General features: G+C 49.2%; 22 protein-coding genes. 6 read left to right on the top strand and 16 right to left on the bottom strand.

Annotation, left to right across the window (positions count from 1 at the left end; all coding sequences use genetic code 11):
• Positions 1 to 93: 93 nt before the first annotated feature.
• Together IEY24_RS30040 and IEY24_RS30035 are read right to left on the bottom strand one after the other, a co-directional pair.
• Complete coding sequence (locus IEY24_RS30040) at positions 94 to 1,437, bottom strand: Gfo/Idh/MocA family protein (protein ID WP_188938988.1); 1,344 nt, start codon at positions 1,435 to 1,437, stop codon at positions 94 to 96.
• A gap of 24 nt (positions 1,438 to 1,461) precedes the next feature.
• A complete protein-coding gene (locus IEY24_RS30035; RefSeq protein ID WP_229223352.1) occupies positions 1,462 to 2,442 on the bottom strand; it encodes a formylglycine-generating enzyme family protein in 981 nt (326 codons plus the stop codon).
• Between the two features lie 138 nt (positions 2,443 to 2,580).
• Between IEY24_RS30035 and IEY24_RS30030 the strand changes: the two genes are divergently transcribed.
• Both IEY24_RS30030 and IEY24_RS30025 read left to right on the top strand, forming a co-directional pair.
• Entirely contained in the window at positions 2,581 to 4,476 is a 1,896-nt protein-coding gene (locus IEY24_RS30030; RefSeq protein ID WP_188938986.1) for an ABC-F family ATP-binding cassette domain-containing protein, read from the top strand.
• 123 nt (positions 4,477 to 4,599) lie between these two features.
• Positions 4,600 to 5,232, top strand: coding sequence for a DedA family protein (locus tag IEY24_RS30025; protein ID WP_188938985.1), 633 nt, complete (start codon positions 4,600 to 4,602; stop codon positions 5,230 to 5,232).
• A 3-nt stretch (positions 5,233 to 5,235) separates the two neighbouring features.
• Here IEY24_RS30025 and IEY24_RS30020 read toward each other — a convergent pair whose 3' ends face one another.
• Positions 5,236 to 5,760, bottom strand: a complete 525-nt coding sequence (locus IEY24_RS30020; protein ID WP_188938984.1) for a gamma carbonic anhydrase family protein — start codon at positions 5,758 to 5,760, stop codon at positions 5,236 to 5,238.
• A gap of 90 nt (positions 5,761 to 5,850) precedes the next feature.
• Between IEY24_RS30020 and IEY24_RS30015 the strand changes: the two genes are divergently transcribed.
• The gene (locus IEY24_RS30015) at positions 5,851 to 6,411 is read left to right on the top strand and encodes a YqgE/AlgH family protein (protein WP_188938983.1); all 561 of its coding nucleotides are present in this window, start codon (positions 5,851 to 5,853) and stop codon (positions 6,409 to 6,411) included.
• Positions 6,412 to 6,416: 5 nt separating this feature from the next.
• On the opposite strand, the gene IEY24_RS30010 is transcribed toward IEY24_RS30015, so the two are convergent.
• A complete protein-coding gene (locus IEY24_RS30010; RefSeq protein WP_229223351.1) occupies positions 6,417 to 6,638 on the bottom strand; it encodes a hypothetical protein in 222 nt (73 codons plus the stop codon).
• 171 nt (positions 6,639 to 6,809) lie between these two features.
• Between IEY24_RS30010 and IEY24_RS30005 the strand changes: the two genes are divergently transcribed.
• The 3 genes from IEY24_RS30005 to gcvP all read left to right on the top strand — a co-directional run bounded on the left by IEY24_RS30005 (position 6,810) and on the right by gcvP (position 11,398).
• The gene (locus IEY24_RS30005) at positions 6,810 to 8,066 is read left to right on the top strand and encodes a metallophosphoesterase (RefSeq protein ID WP_188938982.1); all 1,257 of its coding nucleotides are present in this window, start codon (positions 6,810 to 6,812) and stop codon (positions 8,064 to 8,066) included.
• A gap of 99 nt (positions 8,067 to 8,165) precedes the next feature.
• The gene (locus IEY24_RS30000) at positions 8,166 to 8,372 is read left to right on the top strand and encodes a hypothetical protein (RefSeq protein WP_229223350.1); all 207 of its coding nucleotides are present in this window, start codon (positions 8,166 to 8,168) and stop codon (positions 8,370 to 8,372) included.
• Between the two features lie 131 nt (positions 8,373 to 8,503).
• The gene (gcvP, locus tag IEY24_RS29995) at positions 8,504 to 11,398 is read left to right on the top strand and encodes an aminomethyl-transferring glycine dehydrogenase (RefSeq protein ID WP_188938980.1); all 2,895 of its coding nucleotides are present in this window, start codon (positions 8,504 to 8,506) and stop codon (positions 11,396 to 11,398) included.
• Between the two features lie 114 nt (positions 11,399 to 11,512).
• Here gcvP and IEY24_RS29990 read toward each other — a convergent pair whose 3' ends face one another.
• The 12 genes from IEY24_RS29990 to IEY24_RS29935 all read right to left on the bottom strand — a co-directional run bounded on the left by IEY24_RS29990 (position 11,513) and on the right by IEY24_RS29935 (position 23,398).
• On the bottom strand, positions 11,513 to 12,031 hold the full coding sequence (locus IEY24_RS29990) for an NADH-quinone oxidoreductase subunit J family protein (protein WP_188938979.1): 519 nt from the start codon (positions 12,029 to 12,031) through the stop codon (positions 11,513 to 11,515).
• A gap of 35 nt (positions 12,032 to 12,066) precedes the next feature.
• The gene (locus tag IEY24_RS29985) at positions 12,067 to 12,660 is read right to left on the bottom strand and encodes a NuoI/complex I 23 kDa subunit family protein (RefSeq protein WP_188938978.1); all 594 of its coding nucleotides are present in this window, start codon (positions 12,658 to 12,660) and stop codon (positions 12,067 to 12,069) included.
• 18 nt (positions 12,661 to 12,678) lie between these two features.
• Complete coding sequence (nuoH, locus tag IEY24_RS29980; RefSeq protein WP_188938977.1) at positions 12,679 to 13,758, bottom strand: NADH-quinone oxidoreductase subunit NuoH; 1,080 nt, start codon at positions 13,756 to 13,758, stop codon at positions 12,679 to 12,681.
• Positions 13,759 to 13,796: 38 nt separating this feature from the next.
• A complete protein-coding gene (locus IEY24_RS29975; protein WP_188938976.1) occupies positions 13,797 to 14,912 on the bottom strand; it encodes an NADH-quinone oxidoreductase subunit G in 1,116 nt (371 codons plus the stop codon).
• 17 nt (positions 14,913 to 14,929) lie between these two features.
• Positions 14,930 to 16,447, bottom strand: coding sequence for an ArnT family glycosyltransferase (locus IEY24_RS29970; RefSeq protein WP_188938975.1), 1,518 nt, complete (start codon positions 16,445 to 16,447; stop codon positions 14,930 to 14,932).
• The gene (nuoF, locus tag IEY24_RS29965; protein ID WP_188938974.1) at positions 16,447 to 17,787 is read right to left on the bottom strand and encodes an NADH-quinone oxidoreductase subunit NuoF; all 1,341 of its coding nucleotides are present in this window, start codon (positions 17,785 to 17,787) and stop codon (positions 16,447 to 16,449) included. The genes IEY24_RS29970 and nuoF overlap by 1 nt, the downstream gene beginning before the upstream one ends.
• A gap of 30 nt (positions 17,788 to 17,817) precedes the next feature.
• A complete protein-coding gene (gene nuoE / locus IEY24_RS29960) occupies positions 17,818 to 18,315 on the bottom strand; it encodes an NADH-quinone oxidoreductase subunit NuoE (RefSeq protein WP_188938973.1) in 498 nt (165 codons plus the stop codon).
• Positions 18,316 to 18,339: 24 nt separating this feature from the next.
• A complete protein-coding gene (gene nuoD, locus IEY24_RS29955) occupies positions 18,340 to 19,566 on the bottom strand; it encodes an NADH dehydrogenase (quinone) subunit D (protein ID WP_188938972.1) in 1,227 nt (408 codons plus the stop codon).
• Positions 19,567 to 19,584: 18 nt separating this feature from the next.
• Positions 19,585 to 20,085 carry an NADH-quinone oxidoreductase subunit C gene (locus IEY24_RS29950; RefSeq protein WP_090375522.1) on the bottom strand — a complete coding sequence of 167 codons (501 nt, stop codon included), beginning with the start codon at positions 20,083 to 20,085 and terminating at the stop codon, positions 19,585 to 19,587.
• A 6-nt stretch (positions 20,086 to 20,091) separates the two neighbouring features.
• Positions 20,092 to 20,634, bottom strand: coding sequence for an NADH-quinone oxidoreductase subunit B (locus IEY24_RS29945; RefSeq protein WP_090375519.1), 543 nt, complete (start codon positions 20,632 to 20,634; stop codon positions 20,092 to 20,094).
• Between the two features lie 27 nt (positions 20,635 to 20,661).
• Positions 20,662 to 21,036: an NADH-quinone oxidoreductase subunit A gene (locus IEY24_RS29940; protein WP_090375516.1), complete on the bottom strand. Its 375-nt coding sequence runs from the start codon at positions 21,034 to 21,036 to the stop codon at positions 20,662 to 20,664.
• A 196-nt stretch (positions 21,037 to 21,232) separates the two neighbouring features.
• Positions 21,233 to 23,398 (bottom strand): T9SS type A sorting domain-containing protein, encoded by a 2,166-nt coding sequence (locus tag IEY24_RS29935; protein WP_188938971.1) that lies wholly within the window; start codon positions 23,396 to 23,398, stop codon positions 21,233 to 21,235.
• Positions 23,399 to 23,473 lie beyond the last annotated feature (75 nt).

The following is a 23,473-nucleotide window of genomic DNA, read 5'->3' as shown; positions in this document are numbered from 1 at the left end:
GAATTCTCTTACCGAATATAGTTATTCGCTTCGAGAAATACTATTAAAACGCAAAATGGCCCTCAGCGGGCCATTTTGCGTTTTAAGTCTTAATTATATCACCTGAGTTTTGCCCGGGATTGCCACTGGATAAAGCCCGTCCGGACCTGGCAGGACTTTCGGGGACGCGTCCCACGCAAGTTTGTCGGGGAACAGGTTGATGTCTGAGTTCAACGCTTCTTCCCATTTGATCTGCTTGCCTGAATAGGTCGCCATACGGCCCATGATCGACGTCATGGTACTTTTTGCACCGTTTTCGGCATCAGCGAATTTGTATTCACCTTTCGCGATGGCAGCAAACAGTTCGTCGTGTTCCACCTGATACGGGTTCCTGTAATTCGAGTTGTCATGATGATAAATCACACCTCCTTTATAGTCTTTCAGGATTGTTTTCTTGTCATCGAAGCTGTCGATACGGCCTTTGGTACCTACGAAAGCCTCGTCAACGCGGTTCCAGGTTCCTTCGAACTGGCGGCATTGGCTTGAAATCACCGTTCCGTCGGCGTAAACCAGATCGAGCGTGTGGTGATCGTAAATCTCTCCATAAGCCTTTCCGGTACGTACCTGACGGCCACCTGAGCCCTGAATCGATACGGGGTAGCCGTTTTTCACCCAGTTAGCCACATCGATGTTGTGAACGTGCTGTTCTGAAATGTGGTCGCCGCAAAGCCAGTTGAAGTAATACCAGTTTCTCATTTGGTATTCCATTTCAGTTTGGTTGGCCTGACGTTCTTTCATCCATGGGCTACTTCCCACCCAGTAAACCTGGCCGCCTACAATATCGCCCAGCGCACCGTCGTGAATGCGTTTGATGGCCTCACGGTAGTTAGCCTGATAATGACGTTGCAGACCTACCACGACGTTCAATTTCTTCTTTTTAGCTTCTTCCGCTACTTCAAGCACTTTGCGGATACCCGGTGCATCAGTTGCAACCGGTTTTTCCATGAAAATATGCTTGTTATTCTTCACAGCCTCTTCGAAATGCGAAGGACGGAAGCCCGGAGGCGTCGCAAGGATTACTACATCCACATCTTTCAATGCGATGGCTTTTTTGAATGCATCGAACCCTACAAACTTCCGGTCTTCGGGCACGTCTACTTTCGTTTTGATGTCGACCGGCTGTCCCGCAGCGTTTTTATATTTTTTCGCCGTGAGGTTTTTGTAGGAATCATCAAGACGATCCTTGAAAGCGTCGGCCATTGCTACGATCTGCACGTTTTGCGAAGTGCTCAATGCTTGTGCAGCAGCACCCGTACCACGTCCTCCGCAGCCGATAAGAGCCACTTTGATCGTCTCACCAACCGCGCTATTATAACCATAGCCCGTGAACGGGTTCAGGATAGCACCGCCGGCGATCAGGCCTGATGCTTTCAAAAAATTACGTCTGTTCTGTTCCATTTCGAATTAAGAGTTTATATATGATCAGTAGTCTTCAATCAACTTAGGGCTGTAATACGCTTTAATTTCCTCTGGTGAAGGTGTTTTTAGCGGTCTTACGACACGGAAACCCACAAATGACGCGCTGGTCATCCACCATTCCGATTTAGGCAACTGCGGGTCAAGGATTTTCCATTCCGGCTTAGAAGCAACACGGGCGGCACTGCGAAGATCGGAAGCTTCGTCGTCCCAAGAACCACCGCGAACGGAAGTAGGATAGAGTTCAGTAACCGGCGCGAATGCTTCGCCTTTGGGTTGTTTGGCGTAATAATCTGGAATATATTGGTCTAATGTCCATTCCATAACATTGCCGTGCATATCATAAAGTCCCCATGCATTGGGCTTCTTCTGTCCTACTTTCTTGTAAGCAGCGTCGCTGTTTTTGCGGTACCATGCATATTCATCGATTTTGGATTCATCAAAAGAATAAGCTGTTTTAGAGCCTGCACGGCAAGCATATTCCCATTCGGCCTCGGTGGGAAGACGGTAGAAGATCCCGGTTTTTTCGTATAGCCATTTGCAGAAATAAATTGCCGCATACTGCGTCATGTTGATCGCCGGATAGCCCGAACGGCCCATTCCAAAAGACATATCTACATAAGGAGGGGATGGACGGGTACTTGCGTCGGTTTTCTGAACGCTTTTGTCAGGATCCGGGTGGCGTGCGCCCATTTCCTTTTCCATATTCTTGAAAGCGTACAAATCGTAAATGTCCCAGATCACTTCGGTTTTGCCCATCCAGAAGGGCTCGATTTTGACCTTATGTTGAGGACCTTCGTCGGCTCTGCGGCCTTTTTCGCCGGCCGGACTCCCCATCGTGAATTCACCACCTGGGATCGCGACCATGTCATACACCTGAGGACTACCTCCGATTTTTTGTGTATAACTTTTAAAATTACTGTCCTGCGCTGCTACTTTAAAACAAAGAAAAACGGTTAAGATTAGGTAAAGGGATGTTTTGGACATGATAATGAATGTGTTCAATGGAACCATCTAACAGAATATAAGTGGCAATATTAGCCTATTTACCCTATGAAAGCGAATTTTTTCTTTGTTGTTTGATATCTGTCCTAACTTTGCATTTACAGAATTTTACATTTACACATGAATTATCTTTCGGCGGAAAATATAGCCAAGTCATTCGGCGACCGGTGGCTTTTTAAGAATATCAGTTTTGGGATCAGCAGGGGTGATAAGGTAGCGTTGATCGGGACGAACGGGACCGGAAAAACCACATTTCTGAATATACTCACGGGCAAGATCCCGGCCGATGAGGGCGAAGTCAGTATCCGCAAAGACATCCGCGTGGGTTATCTCGACCAAAGTCCTGCATTCGACGAATCGTTACCGATACTGGAAGTGATATTCTCATCGAATAATCCGGTGGCGCAGGTAGTGAAACGGTATGAGCATGCGATCGAAAACGACGACCATGACGAGCTCGCGGAGGTGATGGAGGATATGGACAAGTTCAATGCGTGGGATTTTGAGTATAAAACAAAGGAGGTGCTCGGCCGGCTGGGCATTCACCACACGGATAATCTTTATGGAACACTCTCGGGTGGCCAGCGCAAGCGCGTAGCATTGGCCAAAGTGCTGCTCGAAGATCCTGACCTGCTTATTCTCGATGAACCTACCAACCACCTCGACCTCGATACCGTCGAATGGTTGGAAGAATACCTCAATACTTCCAATACGACATTATTGGTAGTAACCCACGACCGGTACTTCCTCGACACTGTTTGTAACCAGATGCTCGAACTGGACCATGGTTCGGCATATACTTATAAAGGAAATTACTCTTATTTCCTCGAAAAAAAGGCTGAGCGCGAAGAACTCGAAGCGGCTACGATCGATAAGGCGCGTAACCTCATGCGCAAGGAGCTGGAATGGATCAGAAAGCAGCCGAAAGCGCGCGGAACGAAGGCCAAATATCGTGTCGACGCGTTTGAGGACCTGAAAGAAAAGGCCAGCCAGAAGAAGTTCGATGTGCAAATGGAGCTCAATGTGCGGACTTCGCGATTGGGCAGCAAGATCATCGAACTGGAAAACATCAGCAAAGGCTTCGGCGAGCGGGAATTGATCAAAAATTTCGAATATACCTTCCGTCGTGGCGACCGCATTGGCGTGGTTGGGAAAAATGGAATGGGCAAATCGACGCTCCTGAACATGATTACGGGAGAATTGCAGCCTGACAAAGGAAAGATCAGCACCGGAGAAACGGTTCAGTTTGGTTATTACAAACAAACGGATCTGGTGTTCAATGAAAACCAGCGCGTGATCGACATTGTGAAGGACGTCGCCGAAGTGGTTCAACTCGGGACCGGCGAAACGGTAACGGTGGGCCATCTGTTGCAGGCATTTTTGTTCTCGCCTTCCAAGCAGTATGATTTTATATCGAAACTAAGCGGAGGAGAAAAGCGTCGTTTGCAGCTTCTTCTGATTCTGATCAAGCAGCCGAACTTCCTGATTCTCGATGAGCCGACGAACGACCTCGATATCGATAGTTTGAATGTACTCGAAGAGTTTCTGCTCAATTTCCCGGGCTGTCTGATGATCGTTTCCCACGATCGCTACTTCCTCGACCGCCTCGTGCAGCATATTTTTGTGTTCGATGGAGAAGGCAAGATCAGTGATTTCCCGGGCAATTATACTGAGTTACGGGATTACCAGGACGAGCAGGAGGCCGAAAAGAAAGCAGCCGCCAGCAATGCTCCCGCAAAACCAACTGCGCCAGTTGCAGCAGCTGTTCAGAAAGAAGTCGTAGCGGCACCGGTCGTCGCTGCAAAACGGAAGCTGAGCTATAAGGAGCAAAAGGAAATGGAACAGCTGGAAGCTGATATTGCGAAATTGGAGCAAACAAAGGCAAAACTTGTGGAGAGTCTGAATAATGGCGGTTCGCATGAGGAGCTGGCAAAATGGTCGAAGCAAATCGAAGAAATCAATGAAAGCCAGGCCGATAAAGAGTTGCGCTGGCTGGAACTGTCGGAAAATGCCTAATTTTAAAAGTCAACAAACCATAGCCCGCACGGCTAGGCTATGCCGCTAGCCGTGTGTCACTGGCCGTGTGCCATCGGTCATGCGGCGATAGCCGCGGGGCGCCCAACTATCAGATTATAGATTATGGATTCAATTGTCGAGTTTTTCCAGTACATTCTTAATTCAGAGGAAATTATCCGTACTGGCGGACTACTGGTCATAACTTTCATTGTATTCGCGGAAAACGGCCTGTTTTTCGCGTTCTTTCTGCCGGGCGACTATCTCGTATTTTTGGCCGGCGTGTTCTGCGGTACCGGCATACTCGACGTTCCGATTCTTATTTTACTGATCAGCATGCTGACAGCGGCAATATTAGGCTCGTTGGTCGGGTATGTTTTCGGGAAATATTTCGGAGGTATTTTCGAGAACCGGAAGGACTCCTTCTTTTTTAAGAAAAAACACATTGAAACCACCCGCAAGTACTTCGAAAAATACGGAAGCCGGACGCTGATTATCAGTCGGTTCCTGCCTATCGTGCGCACATTCGCGCCCATTCTCGCAGGATTGGTGAGAATGTCGTTTCCTGCTTTCCTGATAAACAATGTTGTCGGCGGGGCGATCTGGATCTTCACGTTAACCGGCGGGGGCTACCTTTTCGGCGAAAAATTCCCGTGGATCGTAGATTATGTGCAGTACATCATTCTTTTCTTCCTGGCGATCACGACTTTCACCGTTATCAAGGGGTATCTGAATGCACGGAAAGGCATGGCGGAGTAGGGGCTACTGACCCTCTTCCTCCTTAAACCAACCCGAATAAATCAGATAATTATTCGCGGTCCGGTCGATAGCTGCATTCAGCTCGGGCGAAACATCTTTCAGATATTTAGCAGGATTGCCGGCATAGATGGTTCCGGGAGGTACTTTGGTACCTTGTGTGACGATCGCGCCTGCGGCGATAATCGCACCTTCGCCTACAACGGCCCCGTCCATTACAATCGAACCCATTCCAATCAGCACGTGGTCTTCGATCGTGCAGCCGTGTACAATGGCGTTGTGCGCGATGGAGACGTAGTTGCCGATAGTGGTAGCAAAACGCTGATAGGTACAGTGGATCACAGCGCCGTCCTGGACATTGGAATGATGGCCGATACGGATGCTGTTAACATCTCCGCGGATCACCGCATTGAACCACACAGTACAATTTTCTCCCATCACCACATCGCCTACAATCGTAGCGTTTTCTGCAAACCAGCAACTCTCGTCATAGGTCGGGTGGTGTCCGCGGACTGATTTTATCAATGCCATGATCTTATTTTTATTATATTTTGGGCAATATCCGTTTTTCAGTGCGAAAAATAAATATATTTCGTTGTTGAATTAACAATCTGTCAGGTTATGCCGTCTGCCGCCAAAGTTTCAAAAGGAAGCCTGCTTATCGCAAAGCCTTTTCTGGGCGATCCCAATTTTGAAAGAGGGGTAATCCTGATGTGCGAGCATAATGAACAGGGGAGTTTCGGTTTTGTGCTGAACCAGACTACGGACCTGTTTCTCGGGGATGTGCTGGATGAGACTATTTATCAGGACATTACGCTCCATTTGGGAGGCCCCGTTGAGAAGAATACACTGCATTTCATCCATCGCCGTCCCGACCTTGTGACAGGCGGAACGGAAATCATGAAAGATCTTTACTGGGGAGGCGATTTTAATGTTGTTAAAACGCTCCTGAACCTGAACACGCTGAAACAGGAGGACGTCATGTTCTTCATCGGTTATTCGGGATGGAGTGGCGGCCAGCTCGACGATGAGATCAAGCAGGACTCGTGGATTATTTCCAATACTACTTCCGACTTTTTGTTTTCAACACCTCCCGGCAATTTCTGGCGCGAAATCCTTCGGAATATGGGTGGCGAATATCGGTCCATCGCGCATTATCCCATCGATCCTCGCCTTAATTAAACCCGTCAGTTAGGCCGGTTCAATCCATTCACCGATTCGTAATCCGATTTGATTCTTGCAACCTCGTGGGTGAGGAAATGCTGTAATTCTTCGTTAAATATCTTTTTCTCGTCGTCAGGCAGGGAGGCATACAGGTCTTTCAACTCCTGGTTGATCTCCGCTCTTTCCTGGTCGGACCCCGCATTCATTGAGCGAATGTGGAATCGTTTGAAATCATATTTGGGCATAACTGATATTGGAATATGATACAAAAATACCAAAAACCGCTTAGCAACTAAAATTAACCTCCGGCCCGGTCTTTTGTCCATTGCTGTACATTCGTCAAGAATCCGGGCGCCATACTGAACGTGAAAGGTTTTGCCTATGTTTGTCGTTGATATGACAACGATCATTCGAAAATGAATAGAACCTTCTTTTTTATCATACTTACATTCATCTTGTTTGCCATTGACTGGTATGTCTGGCAAGGCTTGAAACTGGCCATTCGCGGCCTAGCTCCTTTAACACAGCGCTGGATCGGAGGCGCATACTGGGCGCTAACCCTGGTGACACTCGGTGCTTATATTGGAATGCAATTGCTTCCGCCCGACTATTTCAAAAGTACCACACGGACCTTCGTCGTTGCGTTCATTGCCATTCCCTATCTCTCGAAATTGTTGGCCGTGGCGATTTTGCTTGTTGACGATATTCGCCGCTTTTTTCAATGGATTGTCAGCTTTTTCGCTCCTTCCGTTGCAACGCCCTCGCCGACAACCGGTGAGCCAACGATACCCCGTTCGCAATTTCTCGCGACCACAGCCGTGGTTGCTGGCGCGGGATTAATGGGCACATTCGCGTATGGAATCCTGTCCGGTGCGCACGACTACCGGATCCGTCGCGTGAAAGTGCCTTTGAAAAATCTTCCCCGACAATTTCACGGCATGAAAATCGCCCAGCTTTCGGATATCCACTCGGGCAGCTTTTTTAACAAAACAGCGGTCAAAGGTGGTGTTGAAATGTTGATGAAGGAAAAACCCGACATTGCTTTCTTCACAGGCGACCTGGTAAACGACCGGGCGAAGGAAGTGCAAGACTACATCCATATTTTCGATAAAGTGAAAGCGCCGCTCGGCGTGCACTCGGTGCTCGGTAACCACGATTACGGGGATTATTTCCAGTGGCAGGACGTTCAGGCAAAGACCAGCAATCTCGCGGATTTGAAAAAAGCGCACGAGCTGCTGGGCTGGAAACTGATGCTGGATGAAAACCGGGCCATTACCGTCGACGGCGAATCCATCGGGTTAATTGGTATCCAAAACTGGGGTGCGGGGAATTTTGCCAAATATGGTAATCTGGAAAAAGCTTACGAACGCACGGACGATTACCCTGTTAAAATATTGCTTTCACATGATCCCAGCCACTGGGAAGCGCAGGTTCTGCCGAAATATAAGGATATCGACCTCGCGCTCGCGGGGCATACACACGGGATGCAATTCGGTGTGGAAATAGGCAAAGTGAAGTGGAGCCCGGTGCAGTACCGTTACAAGCAATGGGCGGGGCTCTACGAAGAGAACGACCAGTATTTGTACGTCAATCGCGGATTTGGCTACCTGGGTTATCCCGGCCGCGTAGGTATCCTCCCCGAAATCACGATACTGGAATTGGTAAAGGCATAAAATTTTCGGAAAATTGTGAAAGGGCTGGCGCATTGCATACCGAAACCGACATGCAATGCGTTGCATTAATAACCTTTGACAATCTATCGCATGAAAAGCATGAAGAAAATTACTCCCTGGCTTTTGGTACTGGCGCTGATTTGCGGTATTTCAGGCGTAGAAACAGTTTCGGCTGCAGCGCCCGGAGCGGCCAAAGTAGAATTGTTTGGTAAAAAGAAGAAATACAAAGGTTACAAGAAACCGAGGTCCAAGAAATTCCTTGGGATATTCAAACGAAAAACCGATTGCGGCTGCCCTAACCACTAGGAACTTACCGCCGTTACATTTTGTACATATTCAAGAGTAAGCATAGCCATCAATCTCTGAGAGATTTGCTTGGATTTGCTTACTTTTGTATTTTAAAATCACCTAATAGCGGCATTCTCAGCCTAACTTGAATGAAAGTTAATCTTCGAAACCAGGACAAGTTTGAAAACCGTCACCACGGTAAAGATGAGCAGGAATTGCAGGAAATGTTGAAGACCATCGGAGCCGGATCAGTGGATGAGCTGATCGACCAAACTCTTCCTTCCGCGATTCGTCTACAAAAACCACTGAATTTGCCGAGACCCAAATCGGAACAGGAATTTCTCCAATACATTAAAAGAATTGCTTCCAAAAACGCGGTGCTGAAATCGTACATCGGCACGGGTTATTACGACACGATCACACCGAATGTCATTCTGAGGAATATCCTCGAAAACCCGGCCTGGTATACTGCTTACACGCCTTATCAGGCGGAGATCGCGCAGGGAAGGCTTGAAATGCTTCTGAACTTCCAGACGGTTGTGACGGACCTGACAGGGATGGAGATTGCCAATGCCTCGTTGCTCGATGAAGCGACGGCTGCGGCCGAGGCGATGACTATGCTGCACGCATTGCGAGGCGCTTCAAGAAAGAAAGCCAATACTTTTTTTGTTTCGGAGCTTTGTCATCCGCAAACGATCGACCTGGTTTACACCCGTGCGAAACCAATTGGAATCGACGTTGTGGTAGGCAACCACGCAACGGTTGATCTTACGGACGAAAATATTTACGCTGCGCTGGTCCAATATCCGGCTACTGATGGCGAAGTGATCGATTATACCGACTTTATCGCCTCGGCTCACGAACTGGGTATTTCCGTTGCGGTTGCAGCAGATTTGCTCGCATTGACCCTCCTGAAATCGCCGGGCGAAATGGGTGCGGATGTCGTAATCGGTTCTTCGCAACGTTTCGGTGTTCCAATGGGCTACGGCGGCCCACACGCAGCCTATTTCGCAACTAAAGACGCCTTCAAACGTCAGATTCCGGGCCGTATTATTGGTGTATCGGTCGATGGTGAAGGAAACCGGGCCTTGCGCATGGCGTTGCAAACGCGCGAGCAGCATATCCGCCGCGAAAAAGCAACTTCCAACATTTGTACTGCACAGGTATTGCTGGCCGTTATCGCCGGCGCCTATTCGGTGTATCACGGACCGGAAGGTATCAGGGGCATTGCAGCGCGCGTGCATGGCCTTACCCGCCTGTTTGTGGATACTGTGAAGAAATTCAATTATGAAGTTGTTACCGAAAATTATTTCGATACGGTAACGGTCAGGACGCCACTAACCCGCAAACTGCGCGAACAGGCATTGAAATGGGGCATTAACCTCAAATACCACGGTGACGAAAGCCTTTCGGTCTCTTTTGACGAAGCCAAAAACTTCGACGATGCCATTGCATTGCTGAATGTGTTTGCCGAAGTATCGGGCTTCCAGGGTGAAATGGTGATCGACGAGGAGCTTGAATTTTCGTTTCCCGAAAACCTGGTAAGGACTTCGGAGTACCTGACGCACCCGGTTTTCAATACCCATCACACCGAGCACGAGATGCTTCGTTATTTGAAATCATTGGAAAACAAAGACCTTTCACTGGTACATTCCATGATTTCGCTCGGTAGCTGCACTATGAAACTGAATGCGACTGCCGAAATGATCCCGCTTACCTGGCCGGAATTTGGTGGCTTGCACCCGTTTGCTCCTACCAACCAGGTTGGAGGCTACGCACAGCTGGTTAGTGAGCTCAATACCTGGCTTTGCGAAATCACCGGTTTTGCGGCCATGTCGTTCCAGCCAAACTCGGGCGCGCAAGGCGAGTATGCCGGTCTGATGGCCATTCGCGCATACCACGAAAGCCGCGGTGAGGCACATCGTAATGTTGCTTTGATCCCGTCGTCGGCACATGGTACCAACCCGGCATCCGCTGTTATGGCCGGTATGAAAGTGGTGGTGACCAAATGCGACGAGCGAGGTAATATCGATGTGGAAGACCTGCGTGCAAAAGCGGAGCAACACGCAGACGACTTGTCGTGCTTAATGGTAACCTATCCGTCGACGCACGGCGTGTACGAAGAAAGCATTATTGAGATCTGCTCGATGATCCATTCATTTGGCGGGCAGGTTTATATGGATGGTGCCAATATGAATGCACAGGTAGGTCTTACAAGCCCCGCCAGCATTGGCGCGGATGTTTGCCACCTCAATTTGCATAAAACATTCTGTATCCCTCACGGTGGCGGCGGCCCGGGCGTAGGTCCGATCGGCGTGGCCGAGCACCTGATGCCGTTCCTGCCGGGTCACGTGAATTTCAGCACACAGCCTGAGCATTTGCCTGGAGGACAAGCGGGAGCAGTTTCTGCGGCGCCTTATGGCAGCGCGAGCATCCTGACGATCTCTTATGCGTACATTGCCATGATGGGCGGCGAGGGGCTCACAAATGCTACCAAATTCGCTATCCTGAATGCCAACTACATTAAGGAACGCCTGAACGGCCATTACGAAGTGCTTTACACCGGTACAAACGGGCGCTGTGCACACGAGATGATCGTCGATTGCCGTGGCTTTAAAGCTGTCGGCGTAGAGGCTGAGGATTTGGCAAAACGTTTAATGGACTACGGTTTCCACGCGCCAACCCTTTCATTCCCCGTTGCCGGTACGTTGATGATCGAGCCAACCGAGTCGGAATCGAAAGCCGAGTTGGATCGTTTCTGCGACGCGATGATCGCCATCCGCAATGAAATCCGTGAAGTAGAGGAAGGTGTTGCGGATCGCACAGACAACGTGTTGAAGAATGCGCCGCATACTTCGCGCGTACTGTTAAGCGAAAACTGGACCCGATCTTACAGTCGCGAAAAAGCTGCGTTCCCGCTGCCTTACCTGCGCTTTAACAAGTTCTGGCCAAGTGTAAGCCGTGTGGACAGCGCGTACGGCGACCGCAACCTGATTTGCTCGTGTATCCCTGTTGAAGCCTACTCAGAGGTGGAGGAAGCCTGATCACAGTGATAGATACCAACAAAAAAGAGGCTCGAAAGAGCCTCTTTTTTGTATAACCCGGGCCTTAAAGCCTGGGTTGTCGATGCATTGGGTTGCAATGTCGATATCAATCCCCTAGAAGTGCCGCTCGCCGATCTCTCTCTTGCCAAGCAGCACAGCTCCAACCATCGCCACAAGCAACAGAATAGAAGCCAGCTCAAACGGAAGCAGGTATTCACGAAAAAGCATATGCCCCAGGCTTTCGATCATACCGATCTGTGAATCGTAGGTTTGGGGATCAAATGGAGCGATGGCGGTTTTGCGGTATGCACCAAAAAGGATCACAAAAACAGTCCCGCCGACGATCGTAGCCGCTATTTTGGTGAGATTGGTCTTGGCTTCCTCCTGGTCCTGCTTCATATTAAGGAACATGATCACAAATAGGAAAAGTACCATAATGGCCCCCGCATATACGATGATATTTACCGCGGCCAGGAATTGCGCATTCAGCAGAATATAGTGACCCGATAGCGTAAAGAACGTCAGGATCAGGTACAATACGCTGTGAATGGGGTTACGCGATACCACGACCATCACCGCGCTCAGGATGGTCAGGAATGATAGAAAATAAAAAAATGATACTGCTGAATTCATAATGTTAGTAACTGCTGACAGTCATGGTTTACCAATCAGGGAATAGCTCGGGGAACAACGCTGGTGACCTCGCCGCTGGCTCTTTTGGCATCCAGCGCACGGGCTTCTTCTTTTGTCCATGCTTCGCGGGTGTAGCGGTTGTTCATATCTTCCACGAGGAGGTCTTTGCCCCAGATCACCTGGTCGCGTTCCGTAAATACCGGAACGAACTCGTCGTGGCGAAGGTAGACGGCCTGTTTCGGGCAAGCTTCCTCACAAAGGCCACAGAAAATGCAGCGCAGCATGTTCACTTCATATACTGCCGCATATTTTTCTTCACGGTAGAGGTTTTCTTCTCCCTTCACACGTTCTGAGGCTACCATTGAAATTGCTTCGGCGGGGCATGCTACTGCGCACAAACCACAGGCTGTACAGCGCTCGCGCCCTTCGGCGTCTCGTTTCAGGATATGCCGCCCGCGGAAGACAGGTCCGAGATACCGTTTTACCTCAGGGTATTGGATCGTTACTTTCTTCGCGAAAAAGTGCTTGATAGTAATCGCCAGACCTGTTGCAATAGCAGGCAGGTAGGCGCGCTCCGCCAGCGTCATTTGTTTATTGCTTACTTGCTTTGAGCGATTTGTCAATTGCATGGCAATACGATTTTGGAATTAATTCAACCACGCGGTGATCACAGGCTTTAAGAAAAGCACAGCTGCACCAGTGATAATAATGTTAAAAATAGCAAGAGGGATCAGCTTTTTCCAGCCAAGGTTCATCAACTGGTCGTAGCGGAAACGCGGGATCGTCCAGCGCACCCACATGTAGAAGAACACGAAGAACAATGCTTTTCCAAAGAACACAGCTGTACCTATCAACGTCGCTATGTTATGGCCTGTTTCAGTTCCAAAAGACTTAACCAGCTGCTCATATACGAAATCCATTCCCGGGTAGTTGTAACCGCCGAAATACAGGACCGAAATAATCGCCGAGGAAATGAACATGTTGATATACTCCGCAAAGAGGTAGAAACCGAGTTTCATACTGCCGTATTCCGTATGGTAACCGCCTACAAGCTCCGTTTCACACTCAGGAAGGTCGAAAGGCACACGGTTACATTCCGCGAAAGAGCAGGTAATGAAAATGATGAAACCCAACGGCTGGTAGAATATATTCCAATTCATACCGTGCTGCTGTGCCACGATTTCACCCAATGAAAGCGAGCTGCTCATCATCAGGATCGCGATCAGCGAAAGACCCATTGCTACCTCGTAACTGATATTCTGCGAAGCCGCGCGGATCGCTCCGAGGAGTGAGAATTTGTTATTGGAAGCCCAGCCACCGACCATGATACCGTAAACACCCAATGCCACAACGCCGAAAACGTAAAGGATACCGATGTTCGACTCCACACCTTGCAATGCCACTTCGTGCCCTGCAACGCGGAATGTGCTGCCGAAAGGAATTACCGCGCTCGCTAGCAATGCAGTAAGCATCGCCAAGCTTGGGCCTGCGATGAAAAGCCATTTGTTGGCAAGGGCGGGGATAAAGTCTTCTTTGAAGAACATTTTCCCTGCATCGGCCAAAGGCTGCAATAATCCTCCCCAGCCAGCGCGGTTCGGGCCGCTGCGGTCCTGGATGAAACCGGCTACCTTACGTTCCGCCCATGTGGAGTACATGGCGATGACGAGGGTAAGTCCGAAAACGGCAACGATGGTCGAGGTTTTAACTAAAAATTCTACTAAATCCATTTGAAAGCAATTTTATCCGGCTGCTTTGACTGATTCTCTTAATTATTGTTGGCCGCCAGTGAACGGTGGTTAGCCTTGTCGTTATTCTCGATGCTCTGATGACGGATCGTTTCTTCATCGGTCACATACGGCCGCGAATCGTCGATGTTTTTGAACTGCGTCGCTGCCAGTTTCAATGCGAAATCCGGTTTTGCAACGAGGTCTTTGCGGTATTTGTTGGCGGAAATTACCGAGCTGCGTTTCACTTTCGTTGGTCCTTCCAATACCCAGTCGCTGGTGTTTTTCTTTTCAAAACGGCAGGTATTGCAAATGAAATCCGTCACCTCGCCCCAGGTATTCTTGCGGGCTGTCACGCGGATTACTTCATCACCGCGGTACCACAATGTCGTTTTGCCGCAGCATTTGTCGCAATCGCGGTGCGCGTCTTCCGGTTTGGTAAACCATACGCGGTTTTTGAAGCGGAATGTCTTATCGGTCAATGCGCCAACCGGGCACACGTCAATCACGTTTCCGGAGAAGTCGTTATCGATTGCTTTTTCGATGTAGGTGCTGATTTCCGAAGCATCCCCACGGTTCATTACGCCGTGAACGCGTTGGTTGGTGATCTGGTCGGCGGTGTATACGCAGCGGTAGCAAAGAATGCACCGCGTCATATGCAACTGCACGTGCGGGCCGATATCGATTTTATCAAATGTCCGCCTTTCTTCCTCGTAACGGGTTTTTACCGAACCGTGTTCAAATGCGAAATCCTGCAAATGACATTCACCAGCCTGGTCGCAAATTGGGCAATCGAGCGGGTGGTTGATCAGCAGGAACTCTACAATGCTCTTGCGGGTGTCGAGTACAGCCTGGTTCGTGGTATTTTCCACCACCATTCCATCCTGAACCTGTGTGATACAGGAAGGGACCAGCTTAGGCATAGGACGCGGATCTTTGGCAGAACCAGCGGCAACCCTTACCAGACACGCACGGCATTTACCTCCGGAAACCGGAAGCGGTTTATAGTAGCACATCGCCGGCGGAACGAGATGTCCCTGGCTCTCATCTGCCTCGGCAATCTTACGCGCCGCCTGCATAATGGTAGTCCCGGGTTCCACTTCGACCTCGATGCCATCGAATGTAATTTTCAACAATTGGGGTTTAACTTCTTCCATGCCAGTAATACATTATGCTATCTCTTTTCAGCCTCGTATATATCATACGAACCCATCGTCGAGCTATATTTCAGCGTATTCGCGAAGTTATAGCCCAGAATGTTTGCAGGAGCTTTGCCTTTTGGTGAAATCACGTAACGAATTCCTTTTTCATCAACGATTCGCCTGAACTCGTCGTAGTTGAATGTACCGTTCTGGTCTGCAAGGTAAACCAGATCAGGGAAAGGAATCAAATTATTTTTAAATAGAAACAAACTCAAAAAGGATCCCTGGAAATTCTCCGCCGGGCATATATACACATACTCCGCCGGTTTCAGGTTCTGCTGTTCTCGCAAATACGCCGCCACTTTACGATCTTCTATATAAAGTGCTTCAAAATTACGGAACATGCCTGACTTGTATTTCATAAAGACATACAATGAGCAGTGCAGGAACATAAAAATCATGAACAGGGCTGTGCCTGATTTGATAAAAGCGGATTTCAACCCGGTCAAATCGCTCGTCATTGAAAAGAACAGAACCAGCTGAATCAACACCACGATCAGGTAATCCTGGTAGTAACCTACTCCGGCACCGATTTTGAATGCCGTCGACGTCGCAAAAAGGAATAACAGCACGGATGCAATCACCAGAAAAAGGTAAAAGCCAGTCGGACGGTAATAAATCGTGTAAGCGCTTACCAGGGCATTCAGCACCATCAGGGGAGCGAATTGGAGCAACCAATGTTGCAATGTCCAATCGTAAAACCAGCCCCAGCTTGCCGAATTGGCAACGCCACCGACAATGTTGAGAAAGAATAGCTCAACGGTATTAATGGGAAGAATGGCGAGATACAGGCCGAAAGTCAGTATCCCGAATCCGGTGAGTTTTAAAACCATTTTGAAGTTCCGCTGTATCAGCCAGAACACGCCCGCCGAAATGGGTAGAATGGCGCCGCTTTGTTTTACAAAAAATGCTGAAACGCCAATGAAAATGGCCAAAAACCACAGCTTCTGGTCATTGTTTTCGAAAGCATAATATACCGTTACGATGAAAAGCGTCGTCAGCAGCACCAAAAGGCTGTCGGGGCGGGAGGTTGTCAGGAACCAGAACGACAAAACATGAAAAAGCACCAGCCCGGTAAGGAGGGCGGCGATCTTTTGTTTTGTGACCCGGTAAATGAAATAACCCGCTATGCTCACGGTAGTTAATGTAAAAAAGTTTGATACCAGGCGACTGGCTACATAAATTTTGTGAACCTCAATCCCTGTCCATCCCATGATCTTTACCAGGAATGTAACGATCGTAAAATATAGTGGTGTGTACTGAGTCAGCCTGAACGGCGCTTTCTCCGGGTCGGTGTAAATATCCTGGCCATCCACCAAAAGCTGGATAGCGGCGATCCCGCTTGCCTCGCTCCCCGAAATGTCGGGAGAATAGCTGAAAACGGCCTGCATTTTTATGATCAGCAATGCAATTCCACTGAGCAGGCCGAACAACACCGACAGCAACAGCGAATTGTGTTTGATCCAAACAAGGCCACTTCTAAAATTCATCAACCCAATACCATTTCACCCATATAAACCGCACCCGGTTGAGTCGCTTCCTGCGGGTGGGTGATATGCCACACAAATTCGTCGCGGAAATGGCGGATCGCGCTGGCTACGGGCCAGGCCGCGGCGTCGCCAAGCGGACAAATGGTGTTACCTTCAATTTTCTTTGAAATATCAACGAGCAGGTCGATGTCGTGCATGCTGCCGTGGCCGTGTTCGATGCGGTGGAGTACTTTTTCCATCCAGCCTGTTCCTTCGCGGCACGGGCTGCATTGTCCGCAGGATTCGTGATGGTAAAAACGCGAGAAATTCCAGGTATTGCGAACGATACAGGCTGTTTCGTCAAAAACGATAAACCCGCCTGAACCGAGCATGGTACCTGTCGCGAAACCACCGTCCGAAAGCGACTCGTAGGTCATCAGGCGATCTTCACCGGCAGCTGTTTTCGTAATAAGGTTCGCAGGAAGAATGGGTACGGACGATCCGCCGGCAACCAATGCTTTCAGGTAGTGACCTTTACGGACACCACCGCAATACTCGTCTGAATTAAGGAACTCGTCCACGCTCACTCCCAGCTCGATTTCGTAAACGCCGGGCTTTTGAATGTGACCGGATGCGGAGATCAGCTTCGTACCGGTACTCCTGCCAATACCAATGGTTGCATAAGCATCACCGCCATTGTTGATGATCCAAGGCATATTGGAGATCGACTCCACATTGTTTACCACCGTTGGGCTTTGGTAAAGCCCTTTCACCGCAGGAAATGGCGGCTTGTTTCTCGGGTTACCTCTTTTTCCTTCAAGCGATTCGAGCAATGCGGTTTCTTCACCGCAAATGTATGCGCCTCCTCCCGGCTGTACCACCAGTTCGAGGTCGTAGCCGGAGCCAAGTATATTTTTACCTAAAAAACCTTGTGCTTTCGCTTCGGCAATGGCTTTTTCGAGAATGCGAATCACGTACATGAGCTCGCCGCGCACGTAAATGAACGACTTGTTGGCGCCCAATGCAAAGCTGGAAATGATCATACCCTCGATGAGAAGGTGAGGGATGCATTTCATTAAATGGTGGTCCTTGAAAGTACCCGGCTCCGATTCATCGGCATTACACACCAGGTAACGGGGAACGCCTTCGGGTTTGGCCAGGAAGCCCCATTTCATTCCCATCGGGAAACCAGCACCACCTCTGCCGCGCACACCTGATTTTTTCGCTTCTTCCACTACCTCTTCCGGGGTCATGGTTTTGATAGCTTTTTCAACGGCAGTATAGCCTCCCTGTTTGCGATAAACATCGAAGGTTTCGATACCGGGGACATTAATATGCTCCGTTAAAATTTTTCTAGCCATTTGAGGATAATATTTTCAGCTCCTGAAAGCTTATTTACTTAAATCTTCTATGATTTGGTCGACCTTCTCGTTGGTCAAATTCATGTAGAACTGCTCGCGGATCTGGAAAACAGGTCCCCAGCCGCATGCTGCGAGGCATTCTACTTCTTTCAATGTAAACTTTCCATCTGCAGTAGTACCACCGGCTTCGATGCCGAGTTTTTGCTTCAGGTGTCCGTACACATCTTCACCGCCCATGAGGCAGCAAGGTCCTGTACGGCAATATTCGATCACGTGCTTGCCCACCGGGTCGAGGTGGTACATGGTGTAAAAGGTAGCTACCTCATAAACCTCCACAGGCTCTATTTTCAGAATACCTGCTACGTAATCCATCACTTCACTGCTCAGCCAGCCCCATTGTTCCTGGGCAACGTGCAAAACAGGCAAAAGAGCCGATTTTTGGCGGCCCTCCGGATAACGTGCGATAATTTCTTTTACTGTTTCAAGTCGTTCGGGTGTGAACGCAACCAGATTAGGTGATTCGGTCATTTCTAAATAGGTCTTTAACAAACTTTAAGCGTCCAGTTCACCTGCAATTACGTTCAGGCTACTCATCGTCAGGATTGCATCCGACAGTGATGAGCCTTTGCACATTTCAGGATATGCCTGATAGTAGATAAAGCTTGGCCTGCGGAAGTGCAGACGGTACGGAGCCCTGCCACCATCGCTGATCAGATAGAAGCCCAGCTCGCCGTTTCCTCCTTCCACAGCATGGTAAACTTCGCCGGCCGGTGCGTCGATTTCGCCCATAACAATTTTGAAATGGTAAATAAGCGCCTCCATATTGCGGTAAACCTCGTCTTTTGGAGGCAGGTAATATTCGGGAGCATCGGCGTAATACGGTCCTTCGGGAAGGTTATTGATGGCTTGCTCCACGATGCGGAGACTTTGCCACATTTCTTCGTTGCGGACCATGTAGCGGTCGTAAGTATCGCCATTCTGTCCGATGGGGACGTCGAATTCAAAATCCTCGTAAGAAGAATATGGGTTCATCACGCGCACATCGTAATCCACACCTGCAGCGCGCAGGTTAGGGCCTGTGAAACCGTATGATAATGCTCTTTCAGCCGAAATAGGACCTACATTAATGGTTCGGTCCATGAAAATCCGGTTACGGTTGAGCAGTTTTTCAAGCTCTCTGAGTACCGGCGGGAAAGATTTGATGAACTCCTTGATCTTGCGGATAGCCGTGCTCGAAAGATCACGCTCCATGCCACCCAGGCGACCCATATTGGTTGTAAGGCGTGCGCCGCATACTTCCTCGTAGATTTCGTACACTTCCTCGCGCTTCTGCATTACATACAAAAAGCCGGTGAATGCACCGGTATCCACGCCGAGAATACTGTTACAGATAATATGGTCGGTAATGCGTGCGAGCTCCATCATGAGCACGCGAATGTACTGCGCGCGCTTCGGCACTTCCACGCCCAACAGCTTCTCTACCGTCATGTGCCATCCCAGGTTGTTGATCGGGGAGGAGCAATAGTTCATGCGGTCGGTCAGCGTGGTGATCTGGTAAAATGGCCTCCTCTCGGCAATTTTCTCAAACGCCCGGTGGATATAACCGATCGTCTGCTCACCTGAAACGATCTTTTCGCCATCCATTTTGAGGATGTTCTGGAAAATACCGTGGGTAGCAGGGTGGGTCGGGCCGAGGTTGAGGGTGGTCAGTTCTTCTACGAGTTCGGGCAACTCGCTGTGAGAAGGGACATTATGCGGTAATAATTCAATATCTGCCATATTCTTACTCAATATAGATCATCGGCCGAAAAGGGCGTCAATTTTATCTTCACGGGTAGCATCCTCCATCGGGTATTCTTTGCGCATGGGGAAATAATCCATTTCCTCGATGTTCAGAATGCGTTTCAGGTTCGGGTGCCCGTCAAACAAGATACCAAAAAAATCGTAGGTTTCGCGCTCCATCCAGTTGGCACTGGCAAAGAGGCCGGTCGCTGTCGGAATGTGGATATCGGCCTCCGGAATGGCTACCTTAATGCGAATGCGGAAGTTGTGCACGAAGCTGTGCATATGGTAAACCACTACGAACTCCTGGCCTGCATTATCAGGATACTGAATGCCTGTAATATCGGTCAGGAATATCACCTGATAGTTTTTATGGTCTTTCAGGAACTCCATGACGGGGATAATCTCTTCGCGGGTAGTTGAGAGTGTCAAAAGCCCGTACGGTTCTTCAAAGTTGAAGACCTGGTCCCCGAATTTTTCCAAAAGCCCTTCGGCTACCTCCTGGTTAGTAAGCATAGGGGGTTACTGAATATTATATGATGCCAATAGTTCCTGGTATTCGTCGGTGTTCCGGCGGCGGAGCTTCTCATTCTGCGCCAGATACTGTACCTGCATCAGGCCGTCGATGATCTGCTCGGGGCGTGGCGGGCAGCCGGGTACGTATACATCCACGGGTATAATGCGGTCGATACCCTGCAAAACGCTGTAAGTATCGAAAATCCCGCCGCTCGATGCACAAGCACCAACGGCCATTACCCAGCGGGGTTCGGCCATCTGAAGGTATACCTGCTTCACAACCGGCGCCATCTTTTTGGCGATGGTTCCCATTACCATCAGCAAATCGGCCTGCCGTGGCGAGAAGCTCGGACGTTCGGAACCGAAACGCGAAATATCATAATGCGCGCCCATGGTGGCCATGAACTCAATCCCGCAGCATGAGGTAGCAAAAGGCAATGGCCAGAGCGAGTAGCTACGTGCCAGACCGATCGCTTCGTCGAATGAAGTTGCAAAAAAACCAGATCCGCTGTGTCCTTGCGGAGCCTCCACTATCTTTACTTCTTTCATAATTCTTTGAATTTCAATGTTCGAAGCCTATTCCTCCCAGTTCAGTACGCCCTTGCGGATCACGTAATAAAAACCGGACAATAAAAGGGCCATGAACAATAACATTTCTACAAACCCGAACATTCCCAGACCCTTGAAATTAACAGCCCAGGGGTACATGAAAATCACCTCGACGTCGAACAAAACGAAAAGAATAGCCACGAGAAAGTACTTCACCGAAATGGGCGTCCGTGCGTCACCAACCGACTCGATACCACATTCGAACGGATCGTCTTTCTTTTTGCTTTTGCGGCTGGGGCCAATGAGGTGAGTGACGATCATCGTGCCGCCAATGAAGCCGGCGGCGAGCAGAAATTGCACAATGATGGGCAAATAATCCGAAGGAAGATATTCGTTTTTCATTATAATGATCCGGTTACAGAGGGTGGGAATACCTTAAAAACTGTTGCCAGTGGGTTACATTCCTCCCCGTCTCTCAAAATTAGCCTTTGCAAATTTATCAATCAAATTCTTTCCTTTTTGTTTTGTCTAATTAGTATCATACTAAATAAGCCCCGTTGTGGCGGGGCTTATTTAGTACTTAATCAAGAAGGAATGTTTATCTTATTACAATTTGTTTCGTAAGGCTCTCTCCCTGGCCGGTTACACGGAGAATGTATTTACCGGTAGGCAAAAGGCCTACATCGATCTGCATCCGGCTGTTGAGCAGCCTCGGTGCGGTGGTTTTTATCAGGTTACCACGGATGTCGAAAAGTTCGATCGCAGCATCCTTGATATTGTCCCGCGACTCAATGTAAATGTAAGCCCCCTGGCTTGGGTTCGGGTAAATCACCACTTCGTTTTGTTCATTGGTTTTGAACTCTCTGGAAGCGGTATCGGAATAGCAAACCAGGTTGTTGCTGCCGATGGTGTAGGTAACTTTTGCTTTCGTAGTGTAAACCCCTGATTTCAGGATTTTCAGCAGGATCGCGGTAGTATCACCTTCCGATCCCGGGCGTCGCCAGATAAAGTTCTCGTTCAGTTCTCCACCTTCGGGAATGCTGGCCGAAATGCTGAAAGGTCCTGATGGTTCGATAGTCGGCTTTGAGATTTTGGCGCGGATGATCAACGCGGAGGCGGTGGAATTATCAGAAGTACATCCGAAAATGTTCCGGCTTTTTACAAAATAATTGCCGCTTTCCCCGATTCTTGCAGTGGCGCCGGTGGCAACAGCTGTATTGGAGCCTTCTTTGTACCAGCTGTAAATATCTCCGTCGTTCTGAACCGAAAATTGGAAAGTGGAGTCCGCACAAGCCTGTTGCTGGCCTTGTTGGAAAATGCTTGGCTGCGCCGGTTTGGCATCGTTATCCAGGATGACGATCGGTGTCAGGATCGAGTTGCCCGAGGCGTCCTTTAAAGTAGCACGGTAAGTACCGGCCTTGGTGACCTTAATAGAGTTGGAAACTTCATTGGTATTCCACTTATACGAAGCATAGCCCGCCGGGAGTGTCAATGTGACGCCATTATTGTCAGTAACGCAGGCAGCGGTAACCGATGGTACGACCACGGGATTCACTGGTGTTACAGTCGAAAAGAAGTTGGCATCGAATATTCCGGCCCAGGCATCGGCCAGGATCGTCAGCGCCCTAATGGTTCCTTCAACATCCTGTACGCCTTTGCCGACGAAGTGCGTGCCATCGCCACGGTCGGGCAGGAGAGGATCGGTTTCGGGGCCGGGGTAGGTTGGGTTGAAAGGTGTGTTGAGTACAGCGTTTTGTGCTGCAACGATTTGTGGGTTCACGCTCGACTGGATATTGGAGCCTGCCGATGTCCGCGAGGTACGGGCAATTACCCAGGTAATGCGCTTCCCGGTATCAGAACCGAGGCGGTTCATGATGAATTGGAGGTCGCGGGTGTAATTCGCCGGTGGCGTCTTGTACAATGCGTCGGTTTCGCCCTGCATCCAGAGAATGGCCCTTAAACCATATTGATTGGCATAATTGCGGGCTGCTATGCGAAGGTTCGCGTAAGGCATTTCCGGAGAATATACGAAGCCGCCGTACATGTTTTTGGTAGGAAGGCCTTTTGCACTGCTTGCCCAGTTTTCTATGGATGTTCCCTCCCAGGCCGCGTTGATGAACAGGACAGGAAGGCCCAATTTGGAAACGAGCTGGTCGCCGAGGAGACCCCAGCACCAGGCCGACAAACCGCGCGGTGCAACAACGTTGAGATCTCTGCTTATTTTCTTGAATTCCGGCGGGGTAGGATCGGTGAGCCTGTCGACCGTGTCGTTGCTGTAATTGGAAACATAAAGGACGCGGTCGTCAGTAGCCGATGGTCCAGGATATAGTCTGAGGCCCTGCGCGTTCGATTGTCCGGCGATTATGAAGACTTCACCGACACCAAAACGGGCTAAAACATCGCGACCGATTACTTTTCCGTCAGAAATACCGCGAACTTCCAGGGAGTACCAGCCGCCGATCAATGTGATCTTTCCAGAGAAAACACCTCCCTGAGGAGCGGTTTGCAAAGGTAGCCAGGGTGTTTCAACACCTTGCCCCTGAAGTACTGGCACCGCCCTAACTTCGATTTTTTCAACGGGCATGGTGAATGTACCAGTCACCTGAATTTCTCTCTGGCCTGCTTCGTCCCGTTGGTAGACAGACTGAAAAACAGGAGAGGTAATTCTAATGGGGGATTTTTCTTGGGAAAATGCTACTGGCGACAAAATACAAATCAACAGCAACACCTTTGCCACTACCGAAAGAATAAATCTACTATGCATTGGAAATTCTGATACAGGTAAAGTTTTCTGGGCTCTAACGAAGTATAAATTTACTAAAGTGCTCAATTACAAAAT

This window comes from Dyadobacter endophyticus, from assembly GCF_014641595.1.
Classification (GTDB): Bacteria; Bacteroidota; Bacteroidia; order Cytophagales; family Spirosomataceae; genus Dyadobacter; species Dyadobacter endophyticus.
This window is presented reverse-complemented; position numbering and strand designations above follow the sequence as displayed.